Source organism: Sphingopyxis sp. UBA6723, assembly GCF_002454115.1.
Lineage (GTDB): Bacteria > Pseudomonadota > Alphaproteobacteria > Sphingomonadales > Sphingomonadaceae > Sphingopyxis.
Genome location: NZ_DKIH01000013.1, coordinates 360,493 through 380,330 on the forward strand (window position 1 = coordinate 360,493; position 19,838 = coordinate 380,330).

The following is a 19,838-nucleotide window of genomic DNA, read 5'->3' on the forward strand; positions in this document are numbered from 1 at the left end:
CAGCCCTTTTTGAAGGCGTGGCGGCAAGCGCTGCGCGCTAGCAGCAAGGCCCGTCCGTGTCAATCGAAGCACTGCCCTTGCGGCGCTTGTATCGCCCCGCCTATGAGCGGGCGATGACTGATGCACTCAGCCCTGCCAGCGATCCCGATACGCTGACCGCTGACGTCGCCGATCACCGGCTGGAGGTCGTCGTCGACGGCGATCAGCGGCTTGAACGCATTCTTGCCCTGCTCGCTGGCGCGATCCGCAGCATCGACATTATCATGTATATCTTCGAGCATGATGCCGCCGGGACGCGCGTCCTCGATGCCATGACCGCAGCCGCGCGGCGCGGGGTGCGGGTGCGCGCGGTGATCGACAGTTTCGGGTCGTCGGATATTTCGGACAGCATATTTGTGCCGTTGCGTGAAGCGGGCGGCAGTGTGACCTTTTTCTCGCGGCGTTGGCGATCGAGCTATTTGATCCGCAACCACCAGAAATTGCTGTTGATCGACGACGATGTGGCAGTGACCGGCGGGTTCAACATCGCTACCCCCTATCTGGCCACGCAGCCGGACAGTTGCTGGTTCGACCTGGGCATAATCGTGCGCGGGCCGTCGGTGGCGCGCATGGTCGCGTGGTTCGAGGAAATCCACGATTACACCGTGAACAACGACGGCAAGCTGTTCATGCTCCGCCGGCTGATCCGTGAATGGCCCGTAGAGGCGGGGCCAGTGACTTGGCTCGTCGGCGGTCCGACCCAGCGACTGTCGCCATGGGTGCAGGCGGTGCGCACCGATCTGGTTGGTGCGCGCCAGCTCGACATGGCGATGGCCTATTTCTCGCCGGGCCAAGGCATGCTGCGGCGCCTTGGCCGCGTCGCGCGACACGGCCGTGCGCGCTTCATCATGGCGGCGAAGTCGGACAATGCGGCAACCATCGGCGCCTCGCGCCTGCTCTATGGCTATCTACTGCGTAAAGGCGGACATATCTGGGAATATCGGCCGTGCAAGCTGCACATGAAGCTGATCGTCATCGACGACGTCGTCTATATCGGCACCGCCAATTTCGACATGCGCAGCCTGTTCGTGAATGTCGAAGTGATGCTGCGCGTCGCCGATCCCGGTTTTGCCGAGCAGATGCGCGGCTTCATCGCGGCGCAGCAGGCGAATTGCGACGACATCACCGCCGCAAAGCACAAGGCGCGCGCCGGATGGCTGACGCGGCTGCGCTGGACGCTGGCGTGGTTTGTCGTGGGCGCCGCGGACTACACCGTGTCACGCCGCCTCAATTTCGGTCTCGGCGAAACCGATCCCGATCTGGAAGTTTAGTCCTTCCAGCCCCAGAACAGGAAGCAGGGCGGTACATTGACCCATTCGAATGCATTATCGATGCGGGCGAAGTGCGGCACGAGGAAATCGCGCGCGCGAGCGCGAAACTGATAGACAAGGAACGCGCCGCCGGGGCGCAGGACGCGATGCGTTGCCGCCGCAATCGCCGGGCCCACCCCAGCGGGCAGTGTCGAGAAGGGCAGACCCGACAGGACATAGTCGGCTTTCTCAAAGCCGTGCGCTGCAATGATCGCTTCAACTTCGGACGCAGAGCCATGAACCGCGATAAAGCGGCTGTCGCGGATGTCCTTGCGCAGATAATCGATAAAATCTTCATTGGTGTCGATCGCGATCAGCGTCGCATCGCCCGCCATGCGTTCCAGCACCGGGCGACAAAAGGTGCCAACCCCCGGTCCATATTCGACGAACAGCTTGGTGTTCTGCCAGTCGACGGGCTTCAGCATATGACGGATCAGCGTCGGCGACGAGGGCACGATCGACCCGACCATGACCGGATGCTTGATAAAGCCACGGACAAACATGCCCCACGGTCCGAAAAAGCGCTTGATGCTCTCGCGGACCCGGCGGCCCAGCGGAGCTTTCTTTTCTTGGGCCTGCGCCCGCGGATTGGTCATGTTGGCTTTCGCGTTGTTGCGGTTGCCGCTGGCGTGGCAAAAACGGCGCGTTGGCGCAAGGAAAGAGTCTGTCTTGACTCTGGACAGCGGGACGCTCGCGTGTAGGGAAAGGCCCGATTGCGGACGTTGGACGGCGAAGGGGGATTTCCGGCATGGCGACATTATCGCGCTCGATCCCTGCCGATCGCATGGCCGTTCTCTTCGCGGTCATGCTGGTCGCCGCGGCAGGCAACACCGCGATGCAGTCGATCCTCCCCGCGATCGGCGCCAAGCTCGACATCCCGGATGTCTGGGTCAGCTTGGCGTTCAGCTGGTCGGCGCTACTATGGGTGATGACGGCACCTTATTGGGCGCGCCAGTCGGATAAACGCGGGCGCAAAGCCTTGATGGCGCTCGGCGTGATCGGGTTTATGCTGTCGATGGCGCTGTGCGGACTAGCGCTGTGGGCCGGGCTGGCGGGCTATCTCGCCGCGGGAACGACGTTCGTGATATTCGCGCTGTTTCGCAGCTTGTACGGCGGATTCGGATCGGCGGCACCTCCGGCGGTCCAAGCCTATGTTGCGTCGCGCACCGACCCTGAGGAGCGCACGCAGGCGCTGTCGCTCGTGTCTTCGTCGTTCGGGCTGGGAACAGTCATCGGCCCGGCGATCGCGCCCCTGTTCATCCTGCCTTTTGTTGGGTTATCCGGACCTTTGCTGGTTTTCGCACTGATCGGGTTGATCGTGCTGATCATGCTGCGTTGGCGGTTGCCCGACGATGTCCCGCGGTTTGCCGCACGCGGCGCGATTGCAGACTATCCGACCGCCGCGGGATCGACGGCCTCGGCGAGTGAAGACAGCGACCAAGACGTTGAGGATCGCGATACTCCCCCGGCGACCCCGCTGCGCTGGACTGACAAGCGCGTTCGGCCCTGGATGCTCGCCGGGCTCTACGGGGGGCAGGCGCAGGCGATGATGCTGGGCGTCATCGGTTTCCTGATCCTCGACCGCCTCGAGCTTCGCGCCCGCCCCGACGAAGGCGCCGCGATGACCGGCATCGTGCTGATGGCCGGCGCCTTCGCAACCTTGTTATCGCAATGGGGGCTGATCCCGTTGCTCAAGCTGTCGGCGCGCACCGCGGTGCTGATCGGCGCGGCGCTCGGCGCGGCCGGGTTGATCATCACCGGGGTTGCGCAAGACCTGCACGGTATCGTGATCGGCTTTGCGCTCGCCTCGTTGGGTTTCGGGCTGTTTCGCCCGGGCTTTACCGCCGGCGCTTCGCTATCGGTGCCGCGCCGCGATCAGGGCAGCGTCGCGGGGATGACCGCGTCGATCAACGGATCGGCCTATATCGTGTCCCCAGCGATCGGCGTGCTGCTCTACAACTGGCATCCGATGGTCGCTTACGGCCTGATGGCGGGATTTTGCGGCTGGCTGGTGCTGTGGGGCTGGTCCGCGCTGCGGCTGGACCAGCCCACCGCCTAATCCTTTACCGCGTCGTCGCCATGCTTCTGTTCGCGCACCGGCTTGAGCATGCCGGGCGCGAAAAAGCCGATCGGATTGACGCTCATCGCCTGCTGCTTGATCTCACCCTGGATCTTTTCATAATCCTTTTCCATCGCTTCGGTGACCGAAGCGCGGGTGTCTTTCAGCGCAGCTTCGAAATCGGCCATTGTCACCGTGTCGCTGTTGATCGATCGTTTGAGCGCGGCTAGACCCGCGCGGCGGGTCAGATCTTCCAGATCGGCGCCGGTGAAGCGGTCCGATTTCTCCGCCAACACCGCCAGATCGACATCATCCGCGAGCGGCATCTTGCCGGTCTGGATTTCCAAGATCCGGCGGCGCCCTTCCTTGTCGGGCACCGACACATAGATCAGTTCGTCGAGCCGTCCCGGGCGCAGCAGCGCGGGGTCGATCAGGTTCGGGCGGTTGGTTGCACCGATGACGACCACCGACTGCATCTCCTCGATCCCGTCCATTTCAGCCAGGATCGTGTTGACCACCCGTTCGGTCACCTGCGGTTCGCCCGACGTGCCGCTGCCGCGCGCGGGCACCAGGCTGTCGAGTTCGTCGATAAAGATGATCGTCGGCGCCACGGCGCGCGCGCGGGCGAACAGCCGGGCAATCTGTTGCTCGCTCTCGCCATACCATTTCGACAGCAGGTCCGACGATTTGATCGAGATGAAATTGGCATCCGATTCGCGCGCTGCGGCCTTTGCCAACAGCGTTTTTCCGGTGCCCGGCGGGCCATAGAGCAAAAACCCTTTGGCGGCGCGGATACCTAGGCGCCGGAACGCCTCTGGATGCTTCAGTGGCAGTTCGATCCCTTCGATCAGCTTCTCACGCGCCGCGTCGAGCCCGCCAATGTCGCTCCACCGTGTCGTCGGCGCCTGTACCATCACTTCGCGCATTGCCGATGGCTGCACGCGTTTCAGCGCATTGCTGAAATCGTCGCGCGTTACGCGCAATTCCTCCAGCACCTCGGGCGGGATCGTCCCCTCGGCCAGATCGAGTTTGGGCATGATCCGCCGCACCGCCTCGATCGCCGCCTCGCGGGTCAATGCCGCCATATCCGCGCCGACAAAGCCAAAGGTCGTGCGCGCCAGTTCGGCGAGGTCGACATCCTCGGCCAACGGCATGCCGCGGGTATGGATGCCCAATATCTCACGACGTCCGCCTTCGTCGGGAACGCCGATGATGATTTCGCGGTCGAACCGGCCCGGACGGCGCAGCGCTTCGTCGATGGCGTCGGGGCGGTTGGTGGCGGCGATGATCACGAGATTGGTGCGCGGCTCGAGCCCGTCCATCAGCGTCAACAGCTGGGCGACAAGGCGCTTCTCGGCCTCGCCGGTCACCTGCCCGCGCTTGGGTGCGATCGAATCGATTTCGTCGATGAACAGGATCGACGGCGAGGCCTTGGCGGCCTGCTCGAAAATGTCGCGCAGCCGCTTTTCGGACTCGCCATAGGCCGACCCCATGATCTCGGGGCCGTTGATCAGAAAAAATTGCGCTTCGCTCTCATTGGCGACCGCGCGCGCCAATCGTGTCTTGCCGGTACCCGGCGGGCCATGCAGCAGCACCCCGCGCGGCGGATCCACTCCTAAACGACGGAACAATTCGGGATAGCGTAGCGGCAACTCGACCATCTCACGCAGCTGATCGATCGTCTCGCCTAGTCCGCCAAGATCGTCATAGGTCACATCGGTGCGGCGCGCGTCGTGCGGCTCCTGATATTCGGGCAGCAATTCGATTTCGGTGTTTTCGTCGATAAACACCACGCCCTTGGGCGCCGCCGACACGACGAGCAGGCGCACCTCAGCCAGCGCATAGGCCGGCGCGTTGAGCATCTGGCGCAACTGCGGCGGCATATCGCCCGACGGCAGCCGCTGCTGCCCCGCGGTCGCGACGGTGTCGCCCGCGACGACAGGGCGCCCGAAGAAGCTGCGTTTCAGTGCGTTCGCTGATCCCTGCAGCCGCAGATTTTCCTGCGCCGGCGCGAATACCACGCGCGTTGCCGGGCGCGTCTCAACCCGGCTCAACATTACCATATCGCCCGCACCCGCGCCCGCACTGGCGCGCTGCAGGCCGTCGAGACGGATCACCTCCAGCCCCTCATCCTCGGCGTAAGGAAGCACCACGCGCGACGCAGTTTGCCGCTTGCCACTGATCTGGATGATATCCCCCTCGGTGACGCCGAGTTCGGCCATTGCCGAGCGCGGAATGCGCGCAATCCCGCCTCCGCTTTCCTCGGCGCGCGAATTCGCCACCTGCAGTTTCACCTGTTTTTCTTTTACCGCTGCATCGGCCAAGGCGCGTCTCCCTCAAAAAGCTCAATATGCCGAAGATAGGGTTGTCGTTCCCGATTTGCGACCCCCGCCCGTCGGTTGGCCCCAGACCGCCCTATGCCGCACTGCACAAAACTGTGGCGAGTCGCGCGGCGGCATGTCATCATCGACACCGAATATGCCTCGCCTTCCTCCCCTCAGCAGCATGGAGGCCTTCTTGGAGGTCGCCCGCTACGGTACCGTCAAGGCGGCCGCGATCGAGCTCGGGCTGTCGATGCCCGCGCTGTCGCGGCGGATCCAGACGCTCGAACATGCCGTCGGCCGCCCGCTGTTCAACCGCCATCATCATGGACTCAGCCTGACCGAGGCGGGGCGCACGTTGCAAGGCCAGTTGGCGCCGATCCTCGACGAATTGCGCACGGTGATCGGCCAGGTCGGCAGCCCCGACGCATCGCTGCGCCTGCACCTCAACGTCCTGCCGCTGTTCGCCCAGCAGCGGCTGTTCCCCCGCCTTCCCGAACTGCGCCGCGAGCATCCCGAACTGCATATCGATATCGACACGATGTCGCATGCCGAAGCGCGGCTTGGCGACGGCATCGATGCCGCGATTGCGCTCGCGCGTTCAATCGATCCGGCGCTTTACGCCGCGCGGCTCGATCAGGACAAGGTGTTTCCAATCGCCGCGCGGACGCTGACCGATGGCGACCGGGCCTTCGTCGTACCTGAGCAACTCCAGCGCATGACTGTACTCCTCCACCGCGAAATGCCCGAGACGTTCAGCGAGTGGAAAAAGGCGATCGGCATGCCGTATCTCGAACCTGCCGGGATCGATTATTTTGATTCGGGACCGCTGATGCTCGAGGCTGCCGCGCAAGGCATCGGCGTCGCCTTCATGCACGGCCACCATTTCGACGACGCGCACGACCCGCGCTTGGTGCGTCTGTTCGATTTCGACGTCGATAGTCCTTATAGCTATTGGTTCGTGTGCCGCCCACGTGCGCTGAGGCAGCCCGCGGTAAAGCTGTTCCACGACTGGTTGCTCGCAGCGAAAATTTAGCGCCGCGGAACGTCGCGGCGGCTTATTCTGATGTATCTGCGGCTTCCACGCGGTCACGGTGCCGTTGATCTTCGCGCTCGCGTTGACGAAGATATTTGCGGTCGTGGCGGTTATAGCGAACATAAGCGATACCGGCGACCGCAGCCGCCAGCATCAGGGCGATCAGGCCGTAAGCGACCCATAATCTCATCTCGATGTCATTGACTCCGTAGTGGACAATAATTCCGCCGCTCTATCTTACGGTAGCCACGCATAAAGGTTGCGTTACCACAAGGAGAAATGCCGAACTCTGTCCGTCACGTGCGACGCGCCCGGAAACAGCAGAGGCCATTGGGAACACCGCTAAGCGGCTGGAATGAATAGTAAGCGCCGAATCAGGTGCTAGCTGGTGATCGGCACGGCACGATTATCAGCATCATATGGAGTTCTCAGGCATGGCAGGAATTCTGCCCTGAAAACTATCGCCGACTCCGCTCGCAGGCCGCTGCAGACGCAGCGCATTCCTCGCGTCCCATGAGCGATCATCATACAGCCTCAGAATATATTAAAGAATGCAATGCGACTTTCGATCAGACTCCGCGTTGTTGGGTATGGAAACCAAAAACTCGGCATATATACCCGATCTTGACGTCTTGCGGGCTTTTGCCGCGCTGACGGTGTTTATGTGGCATTATCTACATTCTGAGCGGATGCCGGCGCAGGAAGTCTATTGGCCCGGCTTGGCAATCTTCGAAGAGGGACACATCGGAGTGTCCTTATTCATGGTCCTGAGCGGCTTCCTTTTTTTTAAAATTACCTATCGCAAGAATGTGCGCTGGGACATTTTTGCCTTGAACAGGATGAAGCGGATATTCCCTCTGCTTTTGATTACTCAGTCCATGTGGATCGCTGCGGGCTATCTGGGCGCCATTCCATACACGCCCCGCGATTTCATCGTTGGGGTTGTGCAGCCGACATGGGCCGGCGGAGCTTGGTCGATCGCTGTCGAGCTTCACTTTTACCTCATACTACCTGCGCTCCTTTGGCTCGCTTATCGCAGCCCAATTTTTCTATTGGGGTTTATGATCGCTATGATCATCCTGCGAACTACAGTGCCGTTGCTACAAGATCCAATTTTAAGCTATTACACGATAATTGGCCGCATAGATCAGTTTCTTATCGGCGCGCTCGTATTTTTGTACTGGAGTAGGATCCCGCGGCGGGCAGGCATATCATTATTCATATTCTTTATCGCTTATCTTGAACTGTTCAATGCGGGTGGTGGACATGCCCGCTTCCTTGCCGGGGAGCACGCCTATTTCTCCAACAATTTCATACGCTGGACGGTCGAAGGCTTAGGGTTTGCAGGATTGATGATATGGATTCTGAAATCAGACTGGCGTATCAAGGAAACTTGGCTCTGGTCAGCGATCGCTTGGGTCGGAACAGTATCTTATTCATTGTATCTTCTGCATTTTTTCGTTCTGCGGGTCTGGTTCAGGGGGATGGAGGCGCTCGATCTCGGAACATCAGCACGGATGGCGCTTTTGATCCCCTGCTTGGCTTCGACGCTGTTCATGTCATCGATTAGCTATCGACAGATCGAAATGCGTTTTTTGCGAATGCGTGCCAAATATATTGAGGTCCAGTAACGTGACCCCCTGATTTCCACCCGCCAGGATCGTCGGCTCCTTGCGTCGGGACATGATGAGACTTCTTATTACCCATTATACCCGCCCGCGCGCGGAAATCATGACAGTCCCAAGTTCCCTCAGTCACCGGGCCCAAAATACGCTCGTTAGAATGATTATGAACGTGCAAAGCGCGTCCGCTTCCCGCGGCCTACCACTCTTCCCCCGCATGGTGAGAAAACAGAGTCGCCCATCTCGTCACCCCGTCTGCAGTACTGGCAATCAGCACGTCGCCATCGGCACCCTTGCCATTGCCATCACTCATCCAAACCACACAATTCCCCTCGGCGGGCGCGGTCGGATCTGCACTCCGTTCCAACAAATGGATACGGTCGTGGAAATAGCGGTCGCCAACATTAATCTGATCGCTGCCCGTTGCACTGTCGACCTGCTTGTTGAGACCCACGACAATGTTCCGCTCGCCGGTCGTCAAGTCGCTGCCAGCGCCGCTGCCGACCAAAGAGTTGGCTGTACCAGTCGTAACATTGTAGCCGGCCCGATAGCCCAAGGCAGTATTATCATCCGCGCCAGTCTTGATGCCGAGCCGCATAGCTTCCGCGCCTATCGCCGTGGTTCGATTAACATCGTAGTAGGTAGCTACGCCATCCTCGATATCTTCCCCGCGTCCCGCAGTAAAACCGGCGAACAGATTATCGTTGCCAGCTTTCTGGCGATAACCGGTCGCGAAGCCGAAACCCGAGTTACGACTGCCCTCATTGGCATCGAGCGCATAGTTGGCAAATGCGCTGTTGTGGCTGCCAGCGATATTAGCGACGAGTGCTTCCGCACCGAATGCCGAATTTAGTTGGCCAGTGGTCGTCGCGGCAGCCGCGTTGTGGCCAACACCAATAGTGCCAACGCCGGTAGTAAGGCTCTGGCACGCACCGATACCGATCGCCACAATGCCCGATAACCCTTCGGCATTTCTCAACGCCGAACTGCCCAACGCGACACAGTTCGAACAACCCGTCGCGGCCAACATAGTATTAAGGCCTATCCCCACATTTCCTGAAGTAGATGTCGTCGCATTTCCACAGTCCGCACCGAGGAACACATTGTAGGAGGCCGAGGTCAAATTCACTCCAGCATATCCGGCAAGCACATTAAAATAGCCAGTCGTTATCGACTGCCCCGAGTTAGATCCGACCACGACGTTACGAAAGCCTGTCGTTAGACCGGAGAGGACACCATCACCAATCCCGACGTTTGTAGCGCCGGTTGCCTCTGGCCTGACGGCGTTTAGTCCAAGCCTGAGGTTGCCACCGTCGCGCCCGATCCGGGCCGTTGCAACGAAGATGTCAGTCGCAAATGTCTGAGTTGCCGTCCATGTGTGGCTGAACGAATCGTAATTCTGCGCCGGTTCTTCGGGCATATTGATCTCCCTTGAAGCGATAGATACCGCTTAGGAAAGGCGCCCACCCCTCCCGCTTGACCAAACCTGTTCCGACCACAAGCTAGTAATTCGCTGCTTTCGGAAGAGAAACTCACTCTGCAGCAGCCTTTGCCAAGTCGGTACCTCCGCGGCTACCAAATCTCCCAAGGCGATTGCAAATGACTTCGAGACGATCGGACGCGCTATTGGCATTTAGCGCTGTCATACGGACGTTCAAGCTGGCCAGCTCAATTGGATACCCGACCATAATCACCCGAACTCGGGTCACTGACGAAGCAATGCGATCAGCGTCGACCTAGAACTAAACTTTGATCGCGCTGGATTTCGTTCGCCGATAGAACCATTAATTGGCAAATGTGGCTGGTCCAACATGGCGAAATTTTTGGGAACCAAGCAAGTGTCTCGTGGTGCTGCTGGGGAGGATTGAACTCGTCCAGCAACCCCAAAAAAAACCGCCGTTTTCCGCCATTTGCTGACCTTCAATTGTGGGCGGTTATGTAGCAGTTTTGCGAAGCACTGCAAGGTCGCAACATGTTCCCGTTGTTGACGGCAGCCGAGCATGCGCCAGGCAAGCTAAAGCGGCCTCGACGTTCATCGTCTCAATATCGATCCCGCCCATCACGAGAAAGCGGTTCTTAGTTTGGCTGCTCTCGTCGATATATATATCACTGAGCGGGGACGAGCCGACGGGGGCTGGACGGTTGGTTGCTATGATGGCCATGCTTCACTGTGCGCCAAGCGTACTGATTCGCACCGGCCGCACCATGGCTCATTCGGTGGAACGCCATGGGGGCTATTTATTGATGCGCGACGGCAGCGAACTTCCTTATTGCTCCGCAATGATCCTTCGCAAATCTGCGGCCCGGTGGTCAGTTCGTCTCGTCCATCATATTTGCGGTGCCGTCGCCAGCGATTCTTCCGCTCTGGGCATGAGCCCAAATAATTTAAGGCTTCCTCTAAGCAGTACCGTGCATGGCTGACCCGACGGAGACATTATGGACTTTCGCGATGAAAAGATTGGTCGGCGGGGGCTGCTGGTAGCGGCAGGGTCCTTGGCGATATGGGACTCGTCTGCAAAGGCTGGCGCTGACAAAGGCGAGACGCCGCAGAGCTTACCAGCGCTGGCGCGATCGATCGATCGTCTCCGCTCGCCCACTGGTGGTGAGATGATTGGACTTGGCGACACGACTTTGGGCAGCGTTCTTGCCGCTGCCTGCTACCCAGAGACTTTCGGCGTGGTTGATGATCCGAACTATCTGGACGCCGGGACGCGCATCGATCAGAAGGCTGAGATACAAGCGTGGCTTACATATGCCAAGACGAACCGGCTGACAGCGCGCTGCAACAGGCCTATCCGCGCCTATTCGTCGGCAACGCTCAATTACGATCCCTCCAATGACATCGGCGGGCAGCGTATGCCCGACATCGACCTTGGCAACCTTAACCTGTCGATCAACGCCACACCCGGCTTTGTGCTTGGCAGCGCCGGGGCGTGGATCGACGGCACCAGCATCCGCCCGCCGAACGTGCTGCGCTCCACCCTGTCATGGGTCGGCGCGCCTAACACGATGGTCGGCGGTGTCGTGTACATGAACATCCGCTATTCGACGATCTATCTCAGTGACGCCCGCCGCTTTCCTGTGGGCCATCAATACTGGTCGGAAGGCCGGGGCTTCGAGCGCAACACCTTCATCGGTGGTGTCATGGTGGACAACCGCTATGGCGAGGTTCGCTGCTGCGTTGGGGCGGGGTCGTATATCAACGAAAATGTCTGGCTGGGCGGCTCCTGCTCGAACGGCAGCGATAGCGTGGCCGAGACTGCGGCGGCAGTGATGGGCACCTATAGCTGTGTCGGCACTGGCGGCTCGCCGGGGTCGAACAACAATCGCGTCTATGGCCGTTCCTACGAGGGCTGCGACAGCACCACGCATCCGAACATAACCGAGTGCATCCCCGTCTGGTACGAGGGCTGCGGCGGATATGACCATTACCGCGATTGCCGCGTTGAGGGTTGGCAGGGGCCGATCCTGCACGTTCGCGGCGAAGTCAACGGCGATGCCAACGCGATCTACGGCATTCATATTGATTTCGACGCCAGCGTTATCGGTGACATCGGGGCGGGCAATGGCAAGGCGATCTGCCGTCAGGTTGCGGGGGCCTATGGCAACCGGGTAACCGGGCCTGAACATAGCTGCGAACGCGAATGGCATTCTGGTCCGCTGCGTGATTTGCTCTATTCGGGTGGCGGGACGGATGCCGCGAGGACTGTCGCACCGTTCATCATGCGTGAGGGGACGAGTGCGACCGATCTGCGCGAAACCACGCTCTCCAATCGCTATCAGACCAACATTTACGGCGTCCAGATCAACAACGGCATCATCGGGACTTACATCGATACCAGTCGGTGCAAGGATTTCGAGTTTATCGCCGACACGCTGCCGGGGAACGACGGGCGCTGGACCTTCGCCGGGTATGATGCCAATTTGATCCTGCTCAGCGCAACGCATACCGACGCCTACGCTATCGAGCGCAATATCAAGTTCGGTGGGGCGACTTTCACCGCGCTTTATGGCGGCTGCTATTCGACCAGCGGCGACGGGGCGGGGCGGGTCCGCGTTACCGTCAGCGATGATTGCAAATGGCTGTTCTTCGGCGTCGGCTCAGGGACAGCGCCTGCGGTGCTGAATGGCTTTGGCTTCAAGGCATATCTCGCGTTTGAGGATGCTGCCGGGGTTACGGCGCTTTCCGGTCCATTGATCCGCGACACGCTGTTCGGCGGGCTTGAGGGCCAGCGCACAGCAACCGCCAACCCTGCTACCGCTGGGACGCATGGTTTCTGGTCACCGGGGCAAATTGCTTGGGACAACACGCCGACATCAGGGCAGCCGATGGCATGGCTCAGCAATGCAGGGGTTGCGCTTGGGGTGCCGTTCGCAACGTCCACGGCCTTTGCGGTCAAGGGCCAGGTGGTCATCTCTGACACCGGTACAAAGGCCTATTACGTCAAGACGCCGGGGACGACATCGGGTTCGGGTACGGGGCCGAACGGCACAAGCACCACCACCGATTACACTGATGGCACTGTCGTGTTCCGATACATCGGGGCGAAGGCAGCATTTACCGCACTGGCGAACGTGCCGTGATGCGAGACGGTAGCAAAAGCCCCCGCCTTGCGCCCCTCGTCCGCCCACGGAGACTGCCACGGCCCTGAGCTGAATATCGTTGTGAGCTGGTCCACTTCGAAGCGGTCCCGCTTGTCCTCTGGAGCGACCGGATCGTGGACCATAACGGCGTTGAGGCGATCCACTGCTCTTGCCGCGCCCATTTGAACACAGCGGCGATGGTGACGATGTATTTGCTGTTCACAGTCTTCGGCTGGATTGTGGGCAGGCCGAGCTTCTGCGCCTTCGCGACCGCTTGCGGGATAGTCAGATCCTCCAGCGCCTTCTGGCGCCCTAAGTTCACCGGAAGGCGCTCTAACAGCTTCCGCAGTTCCTTGGCGGCGTCTCGCGAGATGCCCCCGATATCGCGGTCGCCAAACACATCGCGCAGCAACCGCGCGACTGGCTCGCAGGCTCTTTTGGTCGCCACGCTCCACCCTGCCACCTTGTCGGCCTCATATTCATCAATCGTCCGCGCCGCATCGATCCGGCTGTGATATTCTGCCGTGAGGACCGGCAGCCGTGCTTCGGCGGCGCGCTTGTCCTCCTCACGGGTGGATTTCACGAACTCTTCGCCGAGGATTCCCGCAACATCGGTTGGCCACCGCTTGCGAAATACCACTTGTTCGAACCCTTGCGCTTGCTCAATTCGCACATGGGAACCATGCCTTCCGTGTAACAACTTTGTGGTACAGTGGAAGGTCAAAAAGGTCGGAAAACTAGGGTTTCCGGGGGTTGCAATGGTGCTGCTGGGGAGGATTGAACTCCCGACCTCGTCATTACCAATGACGCGCTCTACCACTGAGCTACAGCAGCAACCGAAACACCCGCAAACGCGTGTTTGCTGGGCAGGCGCGGCCTATGGCGGGGCGCCCTGCGCCTGTCAAGGTGCGAGGCTTGACGATGGGGCAATTTCGCGGGCATGGCCGTGGGCGTGAGCAAACCACCCTCCCCCGCCGACATTGAACGCGAACGCCGCCTGGCCGAGGCGCTGCGCGACAATCTGCGTAAGCGCAAGGCGCAAGCGCGCGACGCGAAGGCCGAAGCCCCGGCTAAAGACTGACGGTCACCGTCACTTCGTCACCCTCGACCAATCCCTCGGCTTTGCGCACCGCGGCCTTGACCGGCAGTAACCAGCCGCCGCTTTCCTTGTGCGGAAACACCGATGTCTGCCAGCTTGTCTCGCCAATCGTCGCATCCACCCGCGCCGATCCGAACCCCTTGCGTCCGTTCAGCCACTGACCCGTGATCGCTGCTACGCGGATGCCATCAGCGGCGTCGCCAGCTATTGTGACGAAGAACCACGCAGCAGGGGCGGTCGCTGACTGCCAGCGCCAGAGCGGGGTCGTGACGGTGAAATTTTCCAAGCTGCTCCCTCTTTCTCATCACCCTCAACTTGTTTCAGCGTCCATGCCCCGTTCCTTATGCTGACGCTGCGACGCCGGAGGCCTCAGGTCACGGATGCGGAAACGAGTTCAGCATGACGATATTATTTTGAACCTTCACCGACCGCGCGCACTGGCACCGGGATATTGCAGATGTCCGCCCCGCCCGCCGGCTTGATGAAAAACGGATCACGGCGGTTGGCGCGGGCGTCGGCGTAGCGCGCGAAGCTGTCGCTTTCGGTCGACAGATATTCGAAGCGCGGCTGGTTGGCTTCGGGTAATTCGGTAGCGATACGGACCGAGGCGATCGGAACGCGCTCGGCTTCGGTCTCATAGAAGCCCAGCGCACCAGTGCCGCGCGGCAAACTCGACAAATGTTCGATCCCGCTGATTACGCGGCCAACGAGCGCGATATTGCGGTCAAGGTGGCGCGGAGCGTGGCCGATGACGGTATATAGCTCCGCGCCCGTGCCGGTATCGGGCGACAGGTTGCGGCCCACGCCGACCATCCCGTAGCAGTGGACTGGCCACGCCGCATCGACATTCCACGCGACCGGCCATCCTGCCACAACGCCGTGATGAGGCGCATATGCGCCATTGGTAAACGGCAGCCAAGTTGTTCTGCCGCGCTGGCGCTGCGAGAGATACGCGTTCTCAGGCACCATCACCAACCCTTCCGGCATCGCCTTCTTCTCGGTCGCATCGCCCCATTGCACGACATAATTGTCCTGCACCCGGTTGATGCTCGTCCCATCCCACCAATGCGCGGCGGAGAGCTTGCGGATATTGCCGATCCACCCTTGGCTGAACGGCGCGGGCATCAGCTGAATCACGACGCGGCGCGCCTTACCCCGGGCGTCGGGTGCGAGGTCCATCACGAGCAGGTCCGATGGGGCAATCGCGGTCCAGTCGCTCGCGGGCGCCGCGGCCGCGATCTCGCCCGGTGACGGGATGGGCGCAGGCTCCTGCGCGGTAACCGGAAAGGCGAGCGAAGCGACAGCAGCCGCGAGAAGCAGATGTTTCATCCCGCCTGTGTGCCATGCTCAACCGACTTGCGAAAGCCCTGCCCAGCGACTAGGGCGCGCGTTCCAAGCATGCGGAGCGGTGGCCGAGTGGTCGAAGGCGCTCGCCTGGAAAGTGAGTATGGGTCAAAAGCCCATCGAGGGTTCGAATCCCTCCCGCTCCGCCATTGACCCCACTCAAAACCATGCGCCCGCAGGCTGTCCGGAATTGTCCAGGATCGCCGCGCTATCGCCGCATCGATGCCAGTCGCTGATCGACGATCGCGTCGGCCTCGGCAATGATGCGCTCGATCAGTTGCTGACAGGTCGGGATGTCGTGGATCAGCCCCTGTACCATCCCGGCCCAAAACACGCCTTTGGACAAATCGCCGGTTTGCAGCAATTCGCGCCCCGCTTGGCCATTCACCAGTTCGGCGACATCGGCAAAGGTCGCGTCGGGCTGCGCGAGGCGGCGCACAACCTCTTCGCTCACCGCGCTCTTGCCAACACGCGCCGTGTTCTTGAGGCTGCGGAAGATGAGGAAGCTGCCGCGCTCGTCATTGTCGATATAGGCCTGCTTCACATTGTCGTGGATCGGCGCTTCAACCGTCGCGCAGAAGCGTGTGCCCATGTTGATCCCCTCGGCTCCCAGCGCCAGCGCGGCAACCAGCCCGCGTCCATCGCCGAAGCCACCCGACGCGAGCATCGGGATCTTCACTTTGTCGGCGGCGGCGGGAATCAGGATCAGGCCAGGAATATCATCCTCGCCCGGATGCCCCGCGCATTCGAAACCATCGATCGAAATGATGTCACAGCCCGCGCGCTCCGCCGACAAAGCGTGGCGCACCGCGGTGCATTTATGCAGGATCGCGATACCATGCGGCTTGAGCATCTCCCAGATTTCGCGCACTGCGGGCGTTCCCGCGGTCTCGACAATCTTGACCCCACCGTCGATGATCGCCTGCGCATAGGCCTTGTAATCGGGGGCGTTGATCGTCGGGAAAACGGTCATGTTCACGCCGAACGGCTTGTCGGTCATTGCGCGGCAGCGTTCGATCTCGGCGCTGAGCGCCGCGGGGGTTGGTTGGGTCAGCGCCGTGATGATGCCAAGCCCGCCCGCGTTAGAAACTGCGCTTGCCAGTTCGGCATAGCCGACGCTCTGCATCCCACCCTGCACAATCGGATGTTCGATCCCCAGCATGTCGGTAATGCGTGTCTTGAAAGCCATCGTTCGTCCCTCCCCATGATCGGTCGCAGCAATTTGACGCTACGTCGTCGCCGTGCCGGAATTGACTTGACGTTTACGTCAACGTCCGGTTCATTGGCAAGACAAGATATATGGGAGCGGGACAAATGCGGCCATGACGATCCTCTATGACGAAGGCCAACAGGCGATTGCGACCGAATCGCGGCGGGTGCTTGAAGCCCGAATCAGCAAGGACGCCTTGCTGCCGCTGCTCGAATCGGTTGGTGATTATCATCACCCCTTCTGGGACACGGCGAAGGAGCAGGGTTGGACCGCGCTAGCGATGCCGGAAGCACATGACGGCTTGGGGCTCGGCCTGATCGAGCTCGGGTTGATCGCGCATCAGGCGGGCCGCTCGCTCAGCGGTGCGCCGTTTCTGACGTCGGGCTTTGGTACTGCCAAGGCGATCGAGCTTTACGGGTCGGATGCGCAAAAGGCGCGCTGGCTGCCTGCGCTGGCGTCGGGTGACAGCATCGGCGCGATTGCTTTCGCCGCAGGGCCCGACGCGCTACCGGCGCGGCCCGACGTGACGTTTACCGACGATCGCCTCGACGGCACCGCCCGCGGCGTCTCCGGCGGACTGGCGGCCGATGTCGCGATCGTGCTGTCCAATGGTCCGGGCGTGCCGGTGCTGGCGCTGGTCGATCTGACCGGCGTCGAGCGCATTGCCGTGCCAAGCTTCGACAACAGCCGCTGCGTCGCCGATCTGAAATTTGCCGATGCTCCCGCCGAAACGATCGCAGTCGGAACTGCGGCCCGCGATGCCGCACTACATATCTTGGCGCTGCAGGCCGTCGTCACCGCGCACGAGCAGACCGGCGGCGCCGAGGTGCTGATGGAAATCGCACGCGACTACGCATTGACCCGCCGCGCCTTTGGTCAGCCGATTGGCGCCTTTCAGTCGGTGAAGCACCGGATTGCCGAGCTTTACGGGCTGGTCGAACTGGCGCGGGCCAATTGCATCCACGCTGCCTCGCGCGAAGGCGCCGCCGACTTCATCACAGCCGCTGCCGCCGCCCGCCTGTCGGCGACCGAGGCTTATGACACCGCTGCGCGCGATTCGGTGCAAATCCATGGCGGCATCGGGGTGACATGGGATCTGGGGCTCCACCTCCATATGCGGCGCGCGCGCAGCCTTGCGATCGAGCAGGGCAGCAGCCTGTTCTGGGAAGATGTCCTCGTCGACCGACTGGCAGGAGAAGCGGCATGACCGATCTGGAAACCTATCGCGCCAAGGCGGTGGCGTGGCTCAAATCGATGGCGCCGACCTATGGCCGTGAGGCGCGCAAGGGGCTCGCCGAGGCCGACGACCTTGCGCTTGGGCGCCGCTATCAAAAGGCGAAGTTCGACGCGGGCTTTGCCGGCATCAACTGGCCGACCGAATATGGCGGCCAAGGGCTAGGGCATCTCGAAAAGGTCACTTTCGAGGCCGAAGAAATGAAGCACGGCTTCCCCAATTTCTATTTCGGCATCTCGCTCGGTATGCCGGTGCCGGTGCTGATGCAGTTCGGCAGCGACAAGGAATTCGTCAAGGAACGCGTGCTCAAGGCGCTGCAGGGCGAGGAAATCTGGTGCCAGCTGTTCTCCGAACCCTCGGGCGGTTCCGACCTTGCAGGTCTGCGTACCAAGGCCGAACCCGACGGCAACGGGTGGAAGATCAACGGGCAAAAGGTGTGGACCAGCTGGGCGCACTATAGCGATTATGGCGTCATCGTCGTGCGCACCGACCCGACCGTTCCCAAGCACAAAGGCCTGACCTACTTTTGGGTCGACATGAAAGCGCCGGGGGTCACCGTCCGCCCGATCAAGCTTGCGGGCGGCGACAGCCACGTCAACGAAGTCTTCTTTGACGATGTGAAGATCAGCGACGATCACCGCATGTCGCCCGTCGGCGGCGGCTTTGCGGTCGCCATCACGACACTGATGATCGAACGCTATGTCGCAACCGACAGCGCCGGCTTCGGCCCGCACCTCGACCTGTTCGTCGATCTGGCAAAACACATCTCGCTCAATGGCAAGCCCGCGATCGAAGACGGGCGGATCCGGCAGCAGATCGCGCGCAACTATGCAATGCGGTCGGGTCTCGATTCGATCAACGTTCGCGCGCGGCTGATGATGCAAGCGGGGATGATCCCCGGCGCCGAAGGGTCTCTGAACAAGCTCGTCGCGGTTCGCTCTCGTCAGAAATTGTCTGAGCTTGCGATCGACCTGCAAGGCACCGGCGGCTTCGTATTCGACGAACATGCCTCGCCAAAGGAAGATTGGGCGTCGAGCTGGATCAACGCACCGACGGGCCGCATCGCGGGCGGCTCGGACGAAACTTTGCTCAACACGATCGCCGAAAAGGTGCTGGGCCTGCCGCAGGACCATCGTCCCGACAAGGGCATCCCGTTCAACCAAATTCCGGCGTGAGGAGGCGCAACGCATGAAGTTCGAGTCCAACACCGCGGCGGTCGTCACCGGCGGCGCATCGGGCCTTGGCCGCGCGACCGCCGAAGCCTTGGCAGCAGCAGGCGTGAAAGTCGCGATTTTCGACATCAACGAGGCGCTCGGCGAAGAGGTCGCCGCGACGATCGGCGGGCTGTTCTGCAAGGTCGATATCACCGACGAGCAATCCGTTTTGGACGGCTATGCCAAGGCCCGCGCCGCGCATGGCCAGGAGCGCATTTGCGTCCACTGCGCAATGACCTCGCGCCGCGGCAAAACGCTCGCCTATGACAAGGAAACCCGGACTTTCCGCCGCACCCCGACCGAGGATTATGCCTATGGCGTGGCAGGCATCTTGACTGCAAGCTATCGCATCGGATCGATCGCCGCCGAGGGCATGGCGACCTTGCCTGAAATGGAAGACGGCGAACGCGGCGCGATCATCTACACTGCCTCGGTTGCGGCGCAGGACGCGCAGATCGGCCAGGTCATCTACGGCTCGGCGAAAGCGGGCGTGAACGGCCTGGTGCTGCCGATGGCGCGCGACCTGATGGACTTGGGCATCCGGGTCAATTCGATCATGCCCGGCGTTTTCGGTACGCCCTTGCTCGGCAACATGAACCCGAAGGTGAAGGAAAGCCTCGAAGCCTCGGTCCCCTTCCCCAAGCGGCTCGGCAAGGCAGAGGAATATGCCAGCCTCGCGATGGAAATGATCCGCAACACCTATTTCAACGGCCAGGCCGTCCGCCTCGACGGCGCGATCCGCATGGCCCCCCGTTAAAACACGCCC

The 19,838-nt window shown here is 61.2% G+C and carries 17 protein-coding genes and 2 tRNA genes; 10 read left to right on the top strand and 9 right to left on the bottom strand.

Annotated elements, in window-relative coordinates; translation table 11 throughout:
- Positions 1-113 precede the first annotated feature (113 nt).
- The gene (locus tag B4F07_RS15075; protein WP_293700672.1) at positions 114-1,310 is read left to right on the top strand and encodes a phospholipase D-like domain-containing protein; all 1,197 of its coding nucleotides are present in this window, start codon (positions 114-116) and stop codon (positions 1,308-1,310) included.
- Here B4F07_RS15075 and B4F07_RS15080 read toward each other — a convergent pair.
- Complete coding sequence (locus B4F07_RS15080; protein WP_293700674.1) at positions 1,307-1,945, bottom strand: class I SAM-dependent methyltransferase; 639 nt, start codon at positions 1,943-1,945, stop codon at positions 1,307-1,309. The genes B4F07_RS15075 and B4F07_RS15080 overlap by 4 nt on opposite strands.
- Positions 1,946-2,097: 152 nt before the next feature.
- Here B4F07_RS15080 and B4F07_RS15085 point away from each other — a divergent pair, with 152 nt between their 5' ends.
- The gene (locus B4F07_RS15085; protein WP_293700676.1) at positions 2,098-3,408 is read left to right on the top strand and encodes an MFS transporter; all 1,311 of its coding nucleotides are present in this window, start codon (positions 2,098-2,100) and stop codon (positions 3,406-3,408) included.
- Here the strand turns inward: B4F07_RS15085 and B4F07_RS15090 are convergent.
- Positions 3,405-5,732: a CDC48 family AAA ATPase gene (locus tag B4F07_RS15090; protein ID WP_293700678.1), complete on the bottom strand. Its 2,328-nt coding sequence runs from the start codon at positions 5,730-5,732 to the stop codon at positions 3,405-3,407. The genes B4F07_RS15085 and B4F07_RS15090 overlap by 4 nt on opposite strands.
- Before the next feature lie 154 nt (positions 5,733-5,886).
- Here B4F07_RS15090 and B4F07_RS15095 point away from each other — a divergent pair, with 154 nt between their 5' ends.
- On the top strand, positions 5,887-6,765 hold the full coding sequence (locus B4F07_RS15095; RefSeq protein WP_293700680.1) for a LysR substrate-binding domain-containing protein: 879 nt from the start codon (positions 5,887-5,889) through the stop codon (positions 6,763-6,765).
- Between the two features lie 22 nt (positions 6,766-6,787).
- Here B4F07_RS15095 and B4F07_RS15100 read toward each other — a convergent pair whose 3' ends face one another.
- Complete coding sequence (locus B4F07_RS15100; RefSeq protein ID WP_293700682.1) at positions 6,788-6,955, bottom strand: hypothetical protein; 168 nt, start codon at positions 6,953-6,955, stop codon at positions 6,788-6,790.
- Positions 6,956-7,355: 400 nt separating this feature from the next.
- Between B4F07_RS15100 and B4F07_RS15105 the strand changes: the two genes are divergently transcribed.
- Entirely contained in the window at positions 7,356-8,396 is a 1,041-nt protein-coding gene (locus B4F07_RS15105; RefSeq protein ID WP_293700684.1) for an acyltransferase family protein, read from the top strand.
- 190 nt (positions 8,397-8,586) lie between these two features.
- Here B4F07_RS15105 and B4F07_RS15110 read toward each other — a convergent pair whose 3' ends face one another.
- Positions 8,587-9,807: a hypothetical protein gene (locus B4F07_RS15110; RefSeq protein ID WP_293700686.1), complete on the bottom strand. Its 1,221-nt coding sequence runs from the start codon at positions 9,805-9,807 to the stop codon at positions 8,587-8,589.
- A 1,187-nt stretch (positions 9,808-10,994) separates the two neighbouring features.
- On the opposite strand from B4F07_RS15110, the gene B4F07_RS15115 reads away from it, so the two are divergent.
- A complete protein-coding gene (locus B4F07_RS15115) occupies positions 10,995-12,971 on the top strand; it encodes a hypothetical protein (protein WP_293704875.1) in 1,977 nt (658 codons plus the stop codon).
- On the opposite strand, the gene B4F07_RS15120 is transcribed toward B4F07_RS15115, so the two are convergent.
- A complete protein-coding gene (locus tag B4F07_RS15120; RefSeq protein WP_293700689.1) occupies positions 12,946-13,611 on the bottom strand; it encodes a hypothetical protein in 666 nt (221 codons plus the stop codon). The genes B4F07_RS15115 and B4F07_RS15120 overlap by 26 nt on opposite strands.
- Before the next feature lie 119 nt (positions 13,612-13,730).
- A tRNA-Thr gene (locus tag B4F07_RS15125) sits at positions 13,731-13,805 on the bottom strand.
- Positions 13,806-13,911: 106 nt separating this feature from the next.
- Here B4F07_RS15125 and B4F07_RS15130 point away from each other — a divergent pair.
- Entirely contained in the window at positions 13,912-14,052 is a 141-nt protein-coding gene (locus B4F07_RS15130) for a hypothetical protein (RefSeq protein ID WP_293704877.1), read from the top strand.
- On the opposite strand, the gene B4F07_RS15135 is transcribed toward B4F07_RS15130, so the two are convergent.
- Entirely contained in the window at positions 14,042-14,356 is a 315-nt protein-coding gene (locus B4F07_RS15135) for a DUF1905 domain-containing protein (protein ID WP_293700692.1), read from the bottom strand. The two genes, B4F07_RS15130 and B4F07_RS15135, sit on opposite strands and share 11 nt — an antisense overlap.
- Before the next feature lie 122 nt (positions 14,357-14,478).
- The gene (locus B4F07_RS15140) at positions 14,479-15,399 is read right to left on the bottom strand and encodes a peptidylprolyl isomerase (RefSeq protein ID WP_293700693.1); all 921 of its coding nucleotides are present in this window, start codon (positions 15,397-15,399) and stop codon (positions 14,479-14,481) included.
- Positions 15,400-15,472: 73 nt separating this feature from the next.
- Here B4F07_RS15140 and B4F07_RS15145 point away from each other — a divergent pair.
- Positions 15,473-15,563, top strand: a tRNA-Ser gene (locus tag B4F07_RS15145).
- A gap of 59 nt (positions 15,564-15,622) precedes the next feature.
- Here B4F07_RS15145 and B4F07_RS15150 read toward each other — a convergent pair.
- Positions 15,623-16,603 (bottom strand): NAD(P)H-dependent flavin oxidoreductase, encoded by a 981-nt coding sequence (locus B4F07_RS15150; protein ID WP_293700695.1) that lies wholly within the window; start codon positions 16,601-16,603, stop codon positions 15,623-15,625.
- 133 nt (positions 16,604-16,736) lie between these two features.
- Between B4F07_RS15150 and B4F07_RS15155 the strand changes: the two genes are divergently transcribed.
- From B4F07_RS15155 to B4F07_RS15165, 3 genes are read left to right on the top strand one after another with little or no spacing between them, the layout of a single operon-like run.
- On the top strand, positions 16,737-17,831 hold the full coding sequence (locus B4F07_RS15155; protein WP_293700696.1) for an acyl-CoA dehydrogenase family protein: 1,095 nt from the start codon (positions 16,737-16,739) through the stop codon (positions 17,829-17,831).
- Positions 17,828-19,033, top strand: a complete 1,206-nt coding sequence (locus tag B4F07_RS15160) for an acyl-CoA dehydrogenase family protein (protein WP_293700698.1) — start codon at positions 17,828-17,830, stop codon at positions 19,031-19,033. The genes B4F07_RS15155 and B4F07_RS15160 overlap by 4 nt, the downstream gene beginning before the upstream one ends.
- A gap of 13 nt (positions 19,034-19,046) precedes the next feature.
- Positions 19,047-19,829, top strand: coding sequence for an SDR family NAD(P)-dependent oxidoreductase (locus B4F07_RS15165; RefSeq protein ID WP_293700700.1), 783 nt, complete (start codon positions 19,047-19,049; stop codon positions 19,827-19,829).
- The last annotated feature ends 9 nt before the right edge of the window (positions 19,830-19,838 follow it).

Bases quoted from the DNA above. Each gene is read 5' to 3' on its own strand.
- B4F07_RS15075 (WP_293700672.1), top strand. From the start codon at position 114: ATGACTGATGCACTCAGCCCTGCCAGCGATCCCGATACGCTGACCGCT.
- B4F07_RS15080 (WP_293700674.1), bottom strand. From the start codon at position 1,945: ATGACCAATCCGCGGGCGCAGGCCCAAGAAAAGAAAGCTCCGCTGGGC.
- B4F07_RS15085 (WP_293700676.1), top strand. From the start codon at position 2,098: ATGGCGACATTATCGCGCTCGATCCCTGCCGATCGCATGGCCGTTCTC.
- B4F07_RS15095 (WP_293700680.1), top strand. From the start codon at position 5,887: ATGCCTCGCCTTCCTCCCCTCAGCAGCATGGAGGCCTTCTTGGAGGTC.
- B4F07_RS15100 (WP_293700682.1), bottom strand. From the start codon at position 6,955: ATGAGATTATGGGTCGCTTACGGCCTGATCGCCCTGATGCTGGCGGCT.
- B4F07_RS15105 (WP_293700684.1), top strand. From the start codon at position 7,356: ATGGAAACCAAAAACTCGGCATATATACCCGATCTTGACGTCTTGCGG.
- B4F07_RS15110 (WP_293700686.1), bottom strand. From the start codon at position 9,807: ATGCCCGAAGAACCGGCGCAGAATTACGATTCGTTCAGCCACACATGG.
- B4F07_RS15115 (WP_293704875.1), top strand. From the start codon at position 10,995: ATGATTGGACTTGGCGACACGACTTTGGGCAGCGTTCTTGCCGCTGCC.
- B4F07_RS15130 (WP_293704877.1), top strand. From the start codon at position 13,912: ATGGCCGTGGGCGTGAGCAAACCACCCTCCCCCGCCGACATTGAACGC.
- B4F07_RS15140 (WP_293700693.1), bottom strand. From the start codon at position 15,399: ATGAAACATCTGCTTCTCGCGGCTGCTGTCGCTTCGCTCGCCTTTCCG.
- B4F07_RS15150 (WP_293700695.1), bottom strand. From the start codon at position 16,603: ATGGCTTTCAAGACACGCATTACCGACATGCTGGGGATCGAACATCCG.
- B4F07_RS15155 (WP_293700696.1), top strand. From the start codon at position 16,737: ATGACGATCCTCTATGACGAAGGCCAACAGGCGATTGCGACCGAATCG.
- B4F07_RS15160 (WP_293700698.1), top strand. From the start codon at position 17,828: ATGACCGATCTGGAAACCTATCGCGCCAAGGCGGTGGCGTGGCTCAAA.
- B4F07_RS15165 (WP_293700700.1), top strand. From the start codon at position 19,047: ATGAAGTTCGAGTCCAACACCGCGGCGGTCGTCACCGGCGGCGCATCG.